Source organism: Cellulomonas gilvus ATCC 13127 (genome assembly GCF_000218545.1).
In the GTDB taxonomy this organism is placed as follows: domain Bacteria; phylum Actinomycetota; class Actinomycetes; order Actinomycetales; family Cellulomonadaceae; genus Cellulomonas; species Cellulomonas gilvus.
This window is the reverse complement of sequence record NC_015671.1, coordinates 358,053-373,520: the sequence shown is the minus strand read 5'-3', so window position 1 is coordinate 373,520 and position 15,468 is coordinate 358,053. Positions and strand designations below refer to the sequence as shown.

Here is a 15,468-nt window from a genome sequence, read left to right as displayed (position 1 = left end):
GACAGGACATGTACCGGTCAGTAACGTGCCCTGGTGCGCCTGTACGTGGCCCAGGTCACATCCGGCCGCACCGAGCACCACCCAGCGATCACACCTACTCCAGGGGAACGCATGCCACGTCGTCCAGTTCTCGCCTCCGTCACGGCGGTCTCCGTCGCGCTCAGCTCCGCGCTGCTCGCGACGGCCGCCTCCGCAGCACCTCCCGGGCTGACCCCGTCCGCGCACGACCTCGACACCGCGACGGCGAGCCGCACGCTCGCCGAGGCCCGCAAGACCGTCGGCATCGCCGGGGCCACGGGCCAGATCACCGCGCTCGTCGAGCTCGCCGCGGAGCCCGCCGTCGACGTCGACGGCAGCGCGAGCGCCGTGCGCAAGGCCGTCGCGGCCACCGAGGCGCTCGCCGAGGACGTCGTCCCGGCCGAGGCGACCGATGCCACCGCCGGCTCGGCCACGCCCAAGCGCCTCGGGACGCTCACCAACCTCGTGGCCGGGACGCTCGTCTCCGGCGACGCGGACAAGATCCGCGCGCTCGCGTCCTCCGACAAGGTCACCGCGATCTACCGGGTGGCCACCAAGCGGCCGATGAACGCCAACACGGTCGAGTTCACCCGTGCGCTGCAGACGTGGCAGGACACGGGCGAGACCGGTGAGGGCATCAGCATCGCCGTCATCGACACCGGCCTGGACTACACGCACGCCAGCTTCGGCGGCGCGGGCACGGAGGCCGCCTACGAGGCCGCGTACGGCGAGGACGGCACGCAGCCGGTCCCTGCCGGGTCGTTCGACTCCGCGAAGTACGCGGGTGGCTACGACTTCGCCGGCCCGCTGTACGACGCGAGCGGCGACGAGCCCGGTTCGGTGCTGACGCCCACGCCCGACGAGAACCCGATCGACTCGCTGTCGACGTCCCCGAACTCGGGCCACGGCACGCACGTCGCGGGCACTGCGGCCGGCTACGGCGTGGACGCCTCGGGCCACACGTTCACGGGCGACTACCAGTCGCTGACCGACCTCGACGGCTGGAAGGTCGGGCCCGGTTCGGCGCCCGGCGCCACGCTCTGGGCGTTCAAGGTGTTCGGCGACATCGGCGGCTCGACCGATGTGACGGGCCTCGCGCTCGACCGCGCAGCCGACCCGAACGGTGACGGCGACTTCTCCGACCACGTCGACGTCGTGAACATGTCGCTGGGCTCCGACGGCGCCCCTGCGGACGACCCGGACACGGTCCTGGTGGACAAGCTCACCAAGCTGGGCGTCGTCGTCGTGAACTCCGCGGGCAACGCGGGCGACATCGTCGACATCGGCGGCGCACCCGGCAACGCGAAGAGCGCGCTCACGGTCGCCAACTCCGTGGCCGCTCCCGTGCTCGACTCCGCGGTCGTCACGGCTGCCGCCGACGACAGCCTCGAGGGCGACACGTTCGCCGGGCAGAACTCGGTCTCGTACTCGGGCGGCGCGGACGTCACGGCTCCCGTGGCGTACGTCGGCGCGACGTTCGACGGCTGCGAGGCGTTCACCACCGAGCAGGCCGCCCTGGTGGCGGGCAAGATCGCCTACCTGTGGTGGGACGACACGTCCGCGCGCCGCTGCGGCTCGGCCCTGCGGTTCAACAACGCGACCGCGGCGGGCGCCGTCGGCGTGCTGCTGCCCACCGAGGAGCCCGTCTTCTCGGCCGGCATCGCGGGCAACGCCGCGATCCCCGGCTTCCAGCTGACCAAGGACGCGACGGACGCGCTGCTGCCCGAGATCCAGGCCGGCACGCTGAGCGTCAAGATCGGCCCCAGCCTGGCCATGACCGGGAGCCTCACGGGTGCCGGTGACCTGCTGAACGACGGCTCGTCGCGCGGCAACCACGGCTCGCTCGGCTCGGTCAAGCCCGACGTGGCGGCCCCGGGCACCGGCATCCTGTCGGCGGCCTCGGGCGGTGGCGCGGCGGGTCACGTGCTGTCCGGCACGTCGATGGCCTCGCCGCACGTCGCGGGCATCGCGGCGCTCGTCCGCGCGTCGCACCCGGCGTGGAGCGCGAGCGAGGTCAAGGCGGCGGTGGTCAACACCGCGACGCACGACGTCACCACCGAGCCCGGCGGCGCCGGCCTCGCGTTCGGCCCCGAGCGGGTCGGCTCGGGCCGCGTCGACGCACGTGCTGCGGTCGCGACCGACGTGATCGCGTTCAACAGCCAGGAGCCCGAGCTCACGTCGGTGTCCTTCGGCATCGTCGACGTCGGCGCGCAGACCGTCACCAAGAACGCGACGATCACGGTGCAGAACGACGGCACCACCGACCGCACGTACGACGCGTCGTTCGTCGCGGCGTCGACCGCGGGCGGCGCGACCGTCACGGTCTCGCCGAGCCAGGTGACCGTCCCGGCGGGCGGCAAGGCCGCGACGCTGACCCTCACGCTCACGGCCGACCCGGCGACGCTCGAGCGCGAGCTCGACCCGACGTCGGCGGCCCTGCAGTCGGGTCTGCCGCGCGAGTACGTGGCCATGCTCACGGGCCGCGTGGTGCTCGAGTCGACGTCCGACGACCAGGAGCTGCGCGTGCCCGTCCAGGCCGCACCGCGCCTGGCGAGCGACCTCACGGCGAAGGACGTCACGTTCACCGGCACCGCCACCACGGCGGGTCTGGCGCTCGACGGCCGCGGCGTGGACGACGGCGGCTGGACGTCGCTCACATCCCCGCTGATCCTGGGCGCCACGAGCCCGCAGCTCGAGGACGACCCGACGCTGCGCACCGCACCGTCGGCGATCCGGTCCGGTGACATCCGGTACGTCGGCTGGTCCTCCTCCGCGCCGTACGCCGAGGAGCTCGGCGCCGACCCGGCGGAGTACGGCACGCTGAACATCGGCGTCGCGATGCAGGGCGAGTGGGCCACGCTCGGCGCGTCGGTCACCCCGATCATCGACATCGACATCGACGGTGACGGCGAGCCGGACCTCCAGAGCTACGTCTGGAAGATCGACCCGTCGGTGGACCTCACCGTGGTGCAGACGTACGACCTGCACGCCCCGGCGAGCGACCCGGCGATCGACACCCAGGTGATCAACAACGAGCTCGGTGACGTCGACACGGGTGTGTTCGACAACAACGTGTTCGTGGCCCCGATCGGCCTGGGCGCGGTGGGCATCGAGCCCGGCGACACCCCGACGGTCCAGGTCTGGACCGCCTCGGTGTACGGCCGCAACGGCCAGGTGGACGCGGCCAAGCCGTTCACCGTGGACCCGTGGGCCCCGCCGTTCTGGTTCGAGGTCGACCGTCCCTCGCTCATCTCGAGCAACGGCGCGGACGACACCACCATCCCGGTGCACCGCTCGGCCAAGGCCACCAGCGGTGAGCTGCTGGTGCTCCAGCACCACAACGCGGGCCCGACCACCCGCACCCAGGTGGTCGACGTCTCGGTCCCGGTCACCACGAGCACCAAGCTGGCCGTCTCGGGCGGCACGTCGGTGGGTCAGAAGGCCACGCTCACGGCGACGGTGACCCCGTCGGCCGCGGGTTCGGTCAAGTTCTCCGACAACGGCACGGTCGTCGCCACGGTCCCGGTCTCGGCCGGCAAGGCCGTCGCGAAGGTCGCGTTCTCGGTGGGCGCGCACAAGCTCAAGGCCACGTTCGTGCCGTCGTCGGGCGCCGCGCTCGGATCGACGTCACCCGTGGTCCAGCTGACCGTCACGAAGTCGAAGACGACCACCAAGCTCGCGCTGTCCGCGACGACGGTCAAGAAGGGTCAGACCGTCAAGGCGACCGTCACCGTCACCGGCGCGACCTCCGCACCCAGCGGCAAGGTCACGATCAAGGACGGCGGCAAGGTGATCGGCACGGGCACCCTGTCCGTGTCCGGCCTCACCGGCAAGGTCACCGTCACGCTGCCGAAGACGCTCGCCGTCGGCAAGCACACGCTGACCGCGTCCTACGCGGCCACCGGCAAGACCATGTCGTCGTCCGCCACGGCCAAGCTGACCGTGCGCTGACGTCACGCCCCTGACGGGGGTGTCGCGGCGGGTCCTCACCCGCCGCGGCACCCCCGTCGTCGTCCGCGCGCCCGTGCTGCCGCCGGGGACGGTCGGGCCACCTCAGTTCGCCCGCGCGGAGCCGTCAAGGTCCCGCGGGCCCGCGCCGATCACCTGGGCATGGAGCCAGCCCGCGCCGCCCGGCCGACCGACGGCCTCGTCGTCCCGACCCCGCTGCCCCCGGGCGACGACCTGCGCGCGCGCCGCATCACCGCCCTGAGCGCACCCGAGGCGGTCTGGGCCGCGCAGCAGCGCGAGCTGGTGGCGGGCCTGTGCGGGCAGCGGATCGACGAACCGCGCGTGAGCGCGCTGTTCGACCGCGTGCACCCGACGTGGTACGCCGCGACCGACCCGATCGACCCGCAACCCCTCATCCACGCGTTCGGCGTCGCGCTGGGGGACCTGGTGGCTGCCGCGGTACCGGGCCTGTCCTGGGCCTCCTACCAGGACCGGGCAGGGACCGAGCTGGTGCTGACGCACGACGTGCACGACCTGGTCGTGTTCCCGATCGCCACCGTCGAGGCGCACTGGGGCACGGCCGGTCCCGGCTGGTTCGCCCAGCACCTGCAGACCGTGGTCGACGGGACGCGGCGGCTCCTGGCCGCCCAGCAGTAGCGCTGACGGCACCCACGGCAGGTGGCGTCCGTGCGTCCGAGCGGGTGACGCCACGGATCCGCGGGACGCGACCCCTCATCCCGGGGACGAACCGTGCCGATCAGGGGCAGATGACGACGTTCGAGGATCTCGACCTCGGCGAGGCGTTCGGAGACTTCGGGGACGCCGGCACCGAGACCCACCGCCGGTCGCGCGCGCTCACGGTGCTCGCGTTCGTCCTGGCGTCCGTGCTCGTGGTCGCCGGCGTGCTGTGGCTGCGCGACGCACGCCCGACCGCCACCTCCGAGGCCGTCGCACCCGCGACTCTCGTGGCCGCGCTCGCGGCCGCCCAGGGGCCCGCCGACGTCCTGACCGGCGCTGCGCTGGAGGACCTGAGCGTGCGCCCGGACAGCACCCGGCTGCTCACGACGACGGCGTACGGCACCCACTACGTGGGGCTGACGGACTCCGACCACGTGTGCCTGGTGACCATCCGGGCAGGCATGCTGCCGGCCGAGGCGTGCGCGACCGCGACGGAGCGGCTCTCGGTGTCGCTCGCGGACGCGGACGGTGCGGCCGTCGTGGTGCTCGCGACGCCGTCACGTGCGCCGGCCGCCTCCGACGGATGGGTCGAGGCGGCCCCGAGCCTGTACGTCCGCAACGACTGACCTTCCGCGCCGCAGCGCGGGCTCAGCGCGCCAGCACGTCCACGAGGCGGCGGATGCTCGAGGCGATCCCCCACCGCTCGGCGAGCGCGACCAGCGCGTCGGGATCGGCCGGCGTGACGGGCAGGCGGTCGTCGAACGGGGCCAGCGGAGCATCGGCGGCCACCCGGACGACCGTCGGCGCGACCGCGAGGTAGTCGGCCGCCTCGGTGAGCCTGCGGCGCTGGGTCGGCGTCAGACCGGGGTCGCCCGCGTCACGGGCCGCAAGCACGCCGTCGAGCGTGCCGTACCGCCCGATGAGGGCGGCCGCGGTCTTCTCCCCGATGCCCGGCACACCGGGCAGACCGTCGCTCGGGTCGCCGCGCAGCGCCGCCATGTCCGCGTACGCCGGGCCCGAGGTGACCTGGTAGCGCTCGCGCAGCCGTGCGAGGTCCACCACCTCGAGGTCCTTGATGCCGCGCACGGTGTAGAGCACGCGCACGCGCGCCTCGTCGTCGACCAGCTGGAACAGGTCGCGGTCGCCGGTGACGACGTCGACCGGGTCCCCGTGCGCGGCGACCTCGCGCGCCACGAGCGTGCCGATGACGTCGTCGGCCTCGAAGCCCGGCGCCCCGACGCGTGCGATGCCGAGCGCCTCGAGCACGCTCGCGATCACCGGGACCTGGGGCGAGAGCGTGTCGGGCACCTCCTCGACGCCCGTGGTGCCCGGGACCTCGGCCGCGACGCGGTGCGCCTTGTAGCCGGGGATCGCCGCGACGCGGAACGCCGGGCGCCAGTCGTCGTCCCAGCACGCGACCAGCCGCGTGGGCCGGTGGTCCCCGACCAGCCGCGCGACCATGTCCAGGAGCCCCCGCACCGCGTTCACGGGTGAGCCGTCGGGTGCGCGTCCGACGGACTCCGGAACCCCGAAGTACGCACGGAAGTACAACGACGCCGTGTCCAGCAGCAGCAGCCGACCCTCGCTCATCTGGCCGACGCTACCGGTGCCCGGCGACACCGGTCAGGTGGCCGGCGCGGGTTCGGGCCGGGGCGGCAGACCGAGCGCGCCGCGGAACAGGCGGCGCTGCACGAACCACCCGGTGCCCGCGACCGCGATCCACACCACGAGCATCGCGGTCTGCTGCCACCCCTCGTCGGGATGGGCGAGGAACGTGAGCGCGGACGGCCACACGAGGGCCGCACCGGACAGGATCACGCTCGCACCGCCCAGGGCCGTGAGCCACAGCAACGCGCGCCGCGCGTACTTCTCGGCGAGCAGCGCCGACGCGTACGCGGTGGTGGTGACCACCACGACGCCGAGCAGCGCGCTGGTGCCGGAGTCGTGCAGCGCGGCCCACAGCTTGGCCCCGACCACCGCGCCCGTCGCGAGCCCCACGACGAACGTCGCGAACCGGAACACGAGCGAGACGACCAGCCACACGAGCAGCGCCGAGCCGAGCGCGACCCAGAGCGCGGTCCACCGCCCGGCGTCGAACGCGTCCGCCACCAGGAAGCCGAGCGCGAACCCCGCGGCCAGGAGCGCCAGGTTGACCGACCGGACGCCGAAGAAGCACAGCAGCACACCGACGAGCAGGACGACGAGCGCGGCGGTCATGACGGCCCCTTCCGACGCGCCTCACGCTAGTGCGCGCGCCCGCGCACGGCGCGCGGACGACGGAAGGCCGGTCGGTGCCCCTCCGCACCGACCGGCCTCGCGTCCCTGCCCGGCCCGGGGTCGTGCCCACCCGGTCCGGACGTCTCGCTCAGCTCGAGAAGTCGAGCTGCGCCTCCACCACCGCGACGACGCTCCACACGCCGCCCTGGTCGTCCCGCAGCTCGTACGCCGGGACCAGCGCGGTCGAGCCGTCCGCGAACGTCCGCAGCGCCACGCCCAGCCGCGAGTCGGTCACCATGACGTCCGAGACCGGCCAGGACAGGTCGCTGCCCGGCGTGATGGTCGGCGGGACCGTCGGCTGCGGCGACACCGCGTCGTCGGACGACTCGGGGACGCCCGCGGAGAGCTGGGTGGTCTCACGTGCCGCCGCCATCAGCGGGTACGCCGTGACCGCCTCGCCGAACCGCGGGTCGTTGAGCCGGTCCACCGCCTCCGTCGGGCTCACCACGTCGTAGTCCCCGAGCGCGACCAGCGGTGCGAGCGGGCCGGATGCCGACTGCACTCCGTCCTCGAGCACCAGGAAGCTCCACACCACGCCGGTGCGCTGACCGTCGACCACCTGGTACGCGGACACGGACGTTCCCGCTCCGCCGTCGCGCGCGGCCTCGAGCTCGAAGCCCGCGGCGTCGAGCCCGAGCGTGCTGAGCGTCTGCGTCGCCTCGGCCTTCGCCTCCTTCGTCGAGGGCGCCTCGCCGTCGCAGTCCGCCGTGGCCGGCAGGATGACGCCCGGCTCGGCGGCGGGCTCGTCGGTGCCCCAGTCGTCCTTGCTCACGCCGTCGCCCTGGCCCGCGCCCGCCTCGCCGTCGGCGATCTCGGCCTTCTGGTCCTCGGTCGGCTCGTCGGGCGCCGAACGGGTCTCCTCGCAGGACCACGGGTCACGCGTCGGGTCGTAGTAGGAGACGCTCGCCTGGCCGTCGGGGCTCAGCGAGACCGACGCCCCGGAGCCGTCCACCGGCCCGACGGTCCAGCCGTAGTCCTCCTTGGGCGTGCCCGTCACGCCGAACGCGTCCGCGACCTTCTCGGCCGTCTGGCGCGAGTACACCGACGCCGCGTCGAACGCCCACGCGGCCTGCGTGCCGCCGTCCTGCGAGAGGCCCTGCGCGTGGAACACCAGGTTCCCGCCGTAGCCGTGGCCGGGCCACATGACCGCGGAGTCAGAGCTGACCCGCCCCCCGAGGGCGGTGGTCTGCGACCAGGCCTCCGCCGACGCCGCGTCGCGCTCCGGGGTCGTACCCGACGAGGCGGCGCTGCCCAGCGAGATCGCGGGGGCGGTCCCCTTGTCGTCGCCGTTGAGGCCGGCCGCGTACCCGCCCGCGCCGACCACCGCGAACGCGGCCACGGCGGCCGCGGCCTGCAGCCACCGACCCCGCGTGCGGCGCGCGCGCCGGGCCGCGAGCTCGTCACCGCGGACGTCGACGCCCGTGGTGGTCGCGAGCGTGGCGTGCAGCGCGTCGGTGTCGAGCACCGCGTCGGCGGCGGGGTCCGCGGCGGAGACGCGGCGCAGCGCGTCGGCCAGGAGCTGGGGGTCGACAGATGCGTCGTCGCGGGGGGGCGGCGTGGTCATGGTGTCCTCCGTGGTGGTGCGGTCCTGCCCCCTACATGTGCCCACCGCACGGCGTCTTGCGGCGCCGCGCCGTCCGATCTCGTGAGCGGCAGCGGGGTCAGGCCGACTCGCCCCACGCCGCGGCGAGCCGGGCGCGGGCGCGGCTCAGGGCGGCGTCGGCGCCGCCGCGGCCGATCCCGAGCACCTCGGCGAGCGCCTGCCCGGTCAGGCCCTCCCACGCGTTGAGCAGGACGATCTGCCGGTCGCGCGGGCTCAGTGCGCCGAGCGCCTCGCGGACCCGCTCGTCGTGCACGGCGCGCAGCGCGGGGTCGTCGTCGTCGATCTCCTCCGGCACGCGCTCCACGGGGATCGGGCGGCCCTTGCGCCGGTGGTTGGCCAGCACGAACCCGGCCGTGCGGTAGAGCCACGGCAGCTCGGCGCCGTCGGGCACGTCGTCGCGGCGGCGCCACGCGATCGTCAGCACGTCCGCGGTCAGGTCGTCGGCCTCGCCCGGTGCGCGACGCACCAGGTAACGGTGCAGGTCGCGCTGGTGCGCGCGGACCACCGCGGTGAACCACGTCGAGTCGTGCTCGACGGGGGGCGCGGCCGGACGCTCGTCGTCGGGCTCGTCCTCGCGCGACGCCGCACGGGCGGGGACGGGCCGCTCACCCGTCGGACCGTCTGCCGCCCGGCCGTCTGCCTCGCGGCCGTCGGGCGTCGGGCGGTCGTCCGTCGGGTCGTCGGCTGGTTCCGTCCGTGGGAGCACGTCCCGTCCTCTCGTCACCGTGGGGGCACGGCACAGCACCCCTGCACCGGCCTTGTGTCACGAGGGCGACGCACCTTGCACGGCCGTGCGCAGGAGTCTCAGCGAGTCACAGACCGTCCGCGACCACGGCGGTCGCCCGCAGCCACGCGTCCCGCGTACGCGGCTTGAGCGAGTCGTAGTCGATGGGCCCGCCGGACACGAGCGACGCGTCGTACGGGACCTCCACCACGGCTCGCGTGAGCGCGCCGAAGTGCGTGCGGACGCGCTTGCGCAGGTCCTTGTCCACGCGGCGGTCGGGTGCGGACAGGATCGTGACCGCGTTCCGCACGGCCTCCTCGCGGCCCGTGGCCCGCAGCGCGTCGAGCGCCCACGCGGCCGACTGCGCGGTGTCCTCGCGGATCGTGGAGACCACCACCACCTGGTCCGCGGCCTCGACCGCGGCCCGCCAGTTGGAGGCGCGCATGTTGTTGCCCGTGTCGATGACCAGCACGCGGTAGAAGCGCGAGAGCACCTGGTGCAGCGAGCGGAACGCCTCGGCGTCCATCGAGGAGCCCGACGACGAGCTCTCGTCGGACGCCAGCACGTCGAACTGCTCGGACGTCTGCGTCCGCACGAACCCGTCCAGGTCGCCCACGCGGACCGTGGCCGCACCGCCCAGCGACGGCATGGCCTGCAGCAGGTCCACCGCGGTGTGCTGGTGGTCGGTGTGCGCCGAGCGCCAGCCGAGCGTGCCGCGCGTCTCGTTGTTGTCCCACGCGAGCGTGTAGCCGCCGCGCTGCAGGCCGAACGTGGCCGCGAGCAGCATGGTCGCGGTGGTCTTGTGCGCGCCACCCTTGGGGTTGAGCACGACGACCGTGCGGGGCCCGTCGAACGTCCGGCGCACCGCGGCGGTCTGGACCCGGCGGCGCTGCTCGGCGCGTCCGGGGCCGAGCTTGACGCCGCCGAACGTCGCCCGCCGCACACCCGCGCGCCAGCCGTGCTCCGCGGGGCCGCGCGTGCCCGAGTGACGGGCCGCGAGCAGGTCGTCGAGCGTGGGCAGGCCCGCGGACGCGCCAGCCGGCGCGTCAGTCCCGCGGGGCCGCGACGTGGCGGCAGGGGCAGCCGGCGCTGCGGTGCCGGCCGATGCCGGGGCCGGGGCGGGAGCGGCGGGTTCGGCGTCCGGGGCCGCGTCGGACGCGGGCGGCGTCGGCGCGGTCTCGTCGGGTGCGTCCGCGGCCGGGGACGGCTCGCCCGCGCCCGTGGCACGCACCGCCTCACCGACGACCTCGGCCGGCGCCTCGTCGACCAGGCCGTCGGGGTGGATCAGCAGCGACCAGAGCCCGTCGGGGTCGCGCACCTGCACCGGGACCGGCGCGCCGACCTCACCCGCGAGCGCGGCGATGCGCTCGGTGATCGCGGCGCCCGCCTCCTGCAGGTTCGCCATCCGGATGCGCTCGATCACGCCGTCCACCGAGATCTGCCCGGTTCCGTCGTCGCGGACCTCGGCGGTGACCTCGGGCAGGCGTGCGGCCGTCGTGGCCGTGGTGCTGCGTTCGCCGTCGCTCATGGTGCATGCCTCCTGACAGGGACCCCCGGGAGCGAAACTACGCGATACCCCGCGGATGCGCCCGAAAGCGGCGGGGCCGCGAACGCCCCGGCCAGCGGGTTCACCCGCTCAGAACGCCTCGAGCTCGAACCAGACGAGGGTGCCGTCGCCGTCGGTCGTCGTGCCCCAGGACTCGGCCAGCGCGTCGACGAGCGCCAACCCTCGGCCGCTCGGCGCAGTCGGTTCCGTCCGGCGCAACGTGACCCCGCCGGGGCCCTCGTCGTGCACCTCGACCCGCAGGATCGACCCCAGGACCTGGACGCGCACGATGACGTCGGCGTCGCGCGGCCCGTGCACCACGGTGTTGGCGACCAGCTCGCCCGTGAGCAGCTCGGCGGTCTGGTTGGCGGCCCCGCCGATGCCCGCGGCGGCGGCGATCTGCATCACCCAGCGCCGGGCGACACGGGCTGCCGTGGGCTGGACGGGCAGCACGAGCTCGTCCTGCGTCTCCGGCCTGCGCGACCGGACGCTGGATGCACTACGGATGTCCCTGACCTCTCCCACCGCACCAGGGTGCCCGACGAGAGCCGGGTCCGCCGCATGAACGGCAGGCCGAAACAGGCCGTTGCCCCGTTTCTCACCCGGGACGGCGCACGTGCCGACGTCGGTGGCCGGGCCTACGTTGGGCGGCATGCCGTCGTCGACGCCCGCGATCGAGATCGACGTCCGGGGCCGCGCGGTGCGCGTGAGCAGCCCGGACAAGGTGTACTTCCCCGAGCGCGGGCTGACCAAGCGCGACGTGGTCGAGTACTTCGTCGCGGTCGGCGACGGGATCCTCGCCGCGCTGCTGGACCGCCCCACGACGCTCGAGCGGTGGCCCAAGGGCGTGTTCGAGGGTGCGCGGCTCGCGACGCGGGCGGACTCGTCGGGCGACGCGTTCTACCAGAAGCGCGTCCCCGCGGGCGCGCCGGACTACGTGCGCACCGCGCGCATCGGGTTCCCCAGCGGCCGCACGGCGGACGAGGTCGCTCCCAGCGAGCTCGCGGTGGTCGCATGGGCCGCGAACCTCGGCACGCTCACGTTCCACCCGTGGCCCGTCACGTCGCAGGACGTGGACCGGCCGGACCAGCTGCGCATCGACCTGGACCCCCAGCCCGGGACGGACTTCTCCGATGCCGCGTGGGTCGCGCCGCACGTGCGCGAGCTGCTCGCGGAGCACGGGCTCGAGGGCTGGCCCAAGACGTCGGGCGGCCGCGGCATCCACGTGTTCGTCCCCATCGAGCCCCGGTGGACGTTCGTCGCGGCCCGGCGCGCGACCATCGCGTTCGGCCGTGAGCTCGAACGGCGTCTGCCCACCCGGGTCACCATGAAGTGGTGGAAGGAGGAGCGCGGCGAGCGCATCTTCGTCGACTACAACCAGATGGCGCGTGACCGCACGATCGCGTCCGCGTACTCGGTGCGCTCCAACCCGCGTGCGACGGTCTCGGCGCCGCTGCGCTGGGACGAGGTCGGGGACGTGCACCCCGACGACTTCGACGTCCTCACGATGCCGGCGCGGTTCGCCGACGTGGGCGACCTGTTCGCCCCGTTGGCCGCGCACGCGCCCGGGCGGTTCTCGATCGAGTCGTTGCTCGAGCTCGCGGACCGGCAGGAGCGCGACGAGGGCCACACCGACCTGCCCTACCCGCCCGAGTACCCCAAGATGCCCGGCGAGCCCCCGCGCGTCCAACCCTCCCGAGCCCGCCCCACCTGACCACCCCCACCCCGCCGAACTGGTACTTGTCCGCCAGTTCGGCCACCCCCAGCCGCCGAACTGGTACTTGTCCGGCAGTTCGGCCACCCCCAGCCGCCGAACTGGTACCCATCCGCCAGTTCGGCGCCACTCCGGCTGCGGCGCGGGGGTGCTCGATCGGGTGGACAGCGCGTCGGGGGCTCAAGGCCGCGGGCCGGACGGCCGATCACGAAGGCATGACCGACCTGAGCCCGCTCGTCGCCGCGACGCCCGGGGCCGCCGTCGGCATGCGTGACCTCTCCCCGGCCGAGGCTCAGCACCTCGAGCGCCTGCGCGCGCACCTGCGCGCGAGCGGCGCCCCGGTCACGACCGTCGCCGGGCTGGGCGGGCTGCTCGCGGCCGCGCACGCCGCGTGGGCGCGCACCGCGCCCGAGGCCCGCACCGACCCGTCGCCGATGATCTCCTCGATCGGGGTCGGCGTGGGGGACCTGGTCCTGGCCGGGGCTCCCGCCGCGCGCTGGGTGCTGCGCGTCGACGGCGGCGCGTCCTCGCCCGCGCTCCTGTCCCCCGACGGGTCGGCGGCCGTGCTCCCGTTCGCGGACGTCCGCCGACGGTGGCTCGGCGACGAGGACGGGGTCGACACCGCGTGGCTCGAGGGGTACGTCACGGCCGCCGCGGCCTACCTGGCGCAGGCGTCGACGGCCTCCGCCGCCGTCGCCGAGCAGGTGGTGCCCACGCAGCGCTCCGCCGCGGCCCCGGAGCACGCCGACGAGCAGCACCGCACGCACGTGGCCGCGCACGCCGACGAGCACGCGAGCCGTCGTCGTCGGGCCTCGCACGCGGCGCCCGACGACGAGCAGTCCGTGCGCTACCGCACGCCGCAGGAGCTGCCGCACGTGCCGTCGGCCGAGGCGCAGAACCTCGCGCTGCGCGCGCTCGACCGGGGGCTCGCGGTCGCGATGACCGACGGCCCCCGCCCGTTCGCGCTGCGCGACGACGGCACCACGGTGCACGTCCGCTGGTTCGACACGGGCCCCGACGAGGCGCTCGCGCTCGCCGAGGCGTGGGTCGCGGACGGTGTGGGTGTGCGCGCCTCGATCGGCTGGGCGGCGCCGCTGGACCCCGCCGGCCGGCTCGTCGTGCCCGGCCTGGGGTCCGTCCCCGACGACGAGGCCGCATCGGCCGCGGGCGCCGACCACGCGGTCGTCGTCCTCACGTCCGACCTGGGCAAGCCGGGCCTGGTCGTGGCGCACCGGTACGCGGCGGGCGCACCGGGACGCGTGGTCGGCCAGCCTCTCGTGGTGGGTCCCTGCCCACCGATCATCTGACCGCGACCGCTCGCCGCGCGGACGCGCGCATCGGCACCTAACCTGCGGGGATGCACCCGTGGCGAGCCCGACGACGCGCGCTGCTGCGTGCCGCGGCCGTGGGCGTCGGGGTCTCCGTGCCGGTGTTCGTGCTCGCGTACCTGGTGCGCGCGGGCGCCCCGGGGCTGCAGCACGCCGACGAGTCGGTGGTGTTCGCCGCGACGACGTTCACACGCGAGCACGAGCCGCTGCGCGACGTGCTGATCGCGTGGCAGGAGGTGTTCCACCCGCGCTGGGTGAACATCGCGGGCGTCGCGGTCTGCGCGTGGGTCTGGCGCCGGCACGCGCTGCCCGGGCGGGCCGTGTGGGCCGCGGGCACGCTGCTCGCGTCGTGGGGGCTGACCAACCTGCTCAAGGCCGTGATCGACCGGGCGCGGCCCGTGATCGACGACGCGCTGGTGCACGCACCGGGTGGCAGCTTCCCGTCGGGGCACGCGACCGCCTCGGCCGTCGCCGGCGTCACGCTGACCGTGCTGCTGTGGCCCCTGCTCGGCGCCCGGGCCCGCGTGCTGGTGCCGGGCCTGGCCGCGGTGCTCGTCGTCGCGACGTGCGCCGACCGCGTGCTGCTCGGCGCCCACTTCCCGTCCGACGTGGTCGGCGGCCTGCTGCTCGGCGCCGCCATGGCCGGCGCGTCGGCCGTCGGGTACCTCGGCCTCGCGTCGTCCTCCCCCGTCCCCGACCCCGTCGCCGAGGAGCGCCCGTGATCCACGATTTCGTGCACCGCTGGGACCAGGACCACCAGGCGCCCACCGTCGCCGCCGCGGCCCGCGACATCGCACGGCGCGCGCTGCTGCCTGCCGCGGCGTGGTGGGCCGTGCTGGTGGGCATCGGGCTGCTGATCCACGGGCCGCTGAACGACCTGCAGGCCGAGTCGGCGGTCAACCGGTGGTTCGCCGCGCGACGCACCCCGACGCTCGACACGGTCTCGCTCTACACGTCCAACATGGCGCTGACGTTCGTCATCATCGGCACCGCGGTCGCCGCGATCCTGCTGCTGTGGTGGCGCACGCGGCAGTGGTGGTACGCGATCCTGCCGGGCCTCGCGGTCGGTGTGCAGTCCGCCGTGTTCCTCTCGACGACGCTCGTCGTCGGCCGCGAGCGGCCCGAGGTGGAGATGCTCGACGAGGCCCCGCCCACGTCGTCGTACCCCAGCGGGCACACCGGTGCCGCGACCGCGCTGTACCTGACGTTCGCGCTGCTCGCGCAGCGCATCCGGACGCCGTGGCTGCGGGTGCTCGTCACGGTCCTGTGCCTGCTGGTGCCGTTCGCGGTGGGCACGGCCCGCATCTACCGCGGCATGCACCACGTGAGCGACGTGGTCATGGCGCTCGTCAACGGGACCGTCGCTGCGGTGCTCGCCTGGCGCTACCTGCGGCTGTCGCCGCCGTCGTCGTCGGAGGCCGCCCGCCCGGCCGCCTGACCCACGCGCGCGTCACGCGCGGCCCGCACGGCGTCACGGACGTAGACGACCGTCGCGATCAGCCAGCACGCCGCGATCACGACGAGCGGCCACGCGACGCCGTCCGCGAGGACCAGGCACAGCGCGATCACCGCTCCCGCGCCTGCCGCCGAGACCACCTTCCGGTCCCGCAGCACCGCCCCGACCATGCCACC

14 protein-coding genes are annotated in these 15,468 nt (G+C 74.8%); 7 read left to right on the top strand and 7 right to left on the bottom strand.

All coding sequences use genetic code 11. The annotated features are described in order from the left end of the window. Nucleotides 1-111 precede the first annotated feature (111 nt). The 3 genes from CELGI_RS01695 to CELGI_RS01685 all read left to right on the top strand — a co-directional run bounded on the left by CELGI_RS01695 (nucleotide 112) and on the right by CELGI_RS01685 (nucleotide 5,270). Complete coding sequence (locus CELGI_RS01695; RefSeq protein ID WP_013882380.1) at nucleotides 112-3,969, top strand: S8 family serine peptidase; 3,858 nt, start codon at nucleotides 112-114, stop codon at nucleotides 3,967-3,969. Nucleotides 3,970-4,128: 159 nt separating this feature from the next. After that, nucleotides 4,129-4,623: a DUF3806 domain-containing protein gene (locus tag CELGI_RS01690; protein ID WP_013882379.1), complete on the top strand. Its 495-nt coding sequence runs from the start codon at nucleotides 4,129-4,131 to the stop codon at nucleotides 4,621-4,623. 110 nt (nucleotides 4,624-4,733) lie between these two features. Then, entirely contained in the window at nucleotides 4,734-5,270 is a 537-nt protein-coding gene (locus CELGI_RS01685) for a hypothetical protein (protein ID WP_013882378.1), read from the top strand. Nucleotides 5,271-5,292: 22 nt separating this feature from the next. Here the strand turns inward: CELGI_RS01685 and CELGI_RS01680 are convergent, their stop codons facing one another. The 6 genes from CELGI_RS01680 to CELGI_RS16705 form a co-directional block, all read right to left on the bottom strand. Beyond that, the gene (locus CELGI_RS01680) at nucleotides 5,293-6,234 is read right to left on the bottom strand and encodes a 5'-3' exonuclease (protein WP_013882377.1); all 942 of its coding nucleotides are present in this window, start codon (nucleotides 6,232-6,234) and stop codon (nucleotides 5,293-5,295) included. A gap of 33 nt (nucleotides 6,235-6,267) precedes the next feature. After that, complete coding sequence (locus CELGI_RS01675) at nucleotides 6,268-6,861, bottom strand: hypothetical protein (protein ID WP_013882376.1); 594 nt, start codon at nucleotides 6,859-6,861, stop codon at nucleotides 6,268-6,270. Between the two features lie 148 nt (nucleotides 6,862-7,009). Next, on the bottom strand, nucleotides 7,010-8,485 hold the full coding sequence (locus CELGI_RS01670; RefSeq protein WP_013882375.1) for a hypothetical protein: 1,476 nt from the start codon (nucleotides 8,483-8,485) through the stop codon (nucleotides 7,010-7,012). A gap of 97 nt (nucleotides 8,486-8,582) precedes the next feature. Beyond that, nucleotides 8,583-9,230: an RNA polymerase sigma factor gene (locus tag CELGI_RS01665; RefSeq protein WP_013882374.1), complete on the bottom strand. Its 648-nt coding sequence runs from the start codon at nucleotides 9,228-9,230 to the stop codon at nucleotides 8,583-8,585. A 106-nt stretch (nucleotides 9,231-9,336) separates the two neighbouring features. Next, entirely contained in the window at nucleotides 9,337-10,776 is a 1,440-nt protein-coding gene (locus CELGI_RS01660) for a MinD/ParA family ATP-binding protein (RefSeq protein WP_013882373.1), read from the bottom strand. Between the two features lie 108 nt (nucleotides 10,777-10,884). After that, the gene (locus tag CELGI_RS16705) at nucleotides 10,885-11,319 is read right to left on the bottom strand and encodes an ATP-binding protein (RefSeq protein ID WP_245528147.1); all 435 of its coding nucleotides are present in this window, start codon (nucleotides 11,317-11,319) and stop codon (nucleotides 10,885-10,887) included. A gap of 127 nt (nucleotides 11,320-11,446) precedes the next feature. Here CELGI_RS16705 and ligD point away from each other — a divergent pair, with 127 nt between their 5' ends. From ligD to CELGI_RS01635, 4 genes are all read left to right on the top strand, one after another. Further along, complete coding sequence (gene ligD, locus CELGI_RS01650) at nucleotides 11,447-12,508, top strand: non-homologous end-joining DNA ligase (RefSeq protein WP_041574058.1); 1,062 nt, start codon at nucleotides 11,447-11,449, stop codon at nucleotides 12,506-12,508. A gap of 215 nt (nucleotides 12,509-12,723) precedes the next feature. Beyond that, on the top strand, nucleotides 12,724-13,815 hold the full coding sequence (locus CELGI_RS01645) for a hypothetical protein (protein WP_013882370.1): 1,092 nt from the start codon (nucleotides 12,724-12,726) through the stop codon (nucleotides 13,813-13,815). Nucleotides 13,816-13,865: 50 nt separating this feature from the next. After that, a complete protein-coding gene (locus tag CELGI_RS01640) occupies nucleotides 13,866-14,558 on the top strand; it encodes a phosphatase PAP2 family protein (protein WP_013882369.1) in 693 nt (230 codons plus the stop codon). Continuing rightward, the gene (locus CELGI_RS01635) at nucleotides 14,555-15,274 is read left to right on the top strand and encodes a phosphatase PAP2 family protein (protein ID WP_013882368.1); all 720 of its coding nucleotides are present in this window, start codon (nucleotides 14,555-14,557) and stop codon (nucleotides 15,272-15,274) included. Before CELGI_RS01640 ends, CELGI_RS01635 begins: the two co-directional genes overlap by 4 nt. On the opposite strand, the gene CELGI_RS01630 is transcribed toward CELGI_RS01635, so the two are convergent. Further along, nucleotides 15,220-15,462 carry a hypothetical protein gene (locus CELGI_RS01630; protein WP_013882367.1) on the bottom strand — a complete coding sequence of 81 codons (243 nt, stop codon included), beginning with the start codon at nucleotides 15,460-15,462 and terminating at the stop codon, nucleotides 15,220-15,222. The two genes, CELGI_RS01635 and CELGI_RS01630, sit on opposite strands and share 55 nt — an antisense overlap. Between the last annotated feature and the right edge of the window lie 6 nt (nucleotides 15,463-15,468).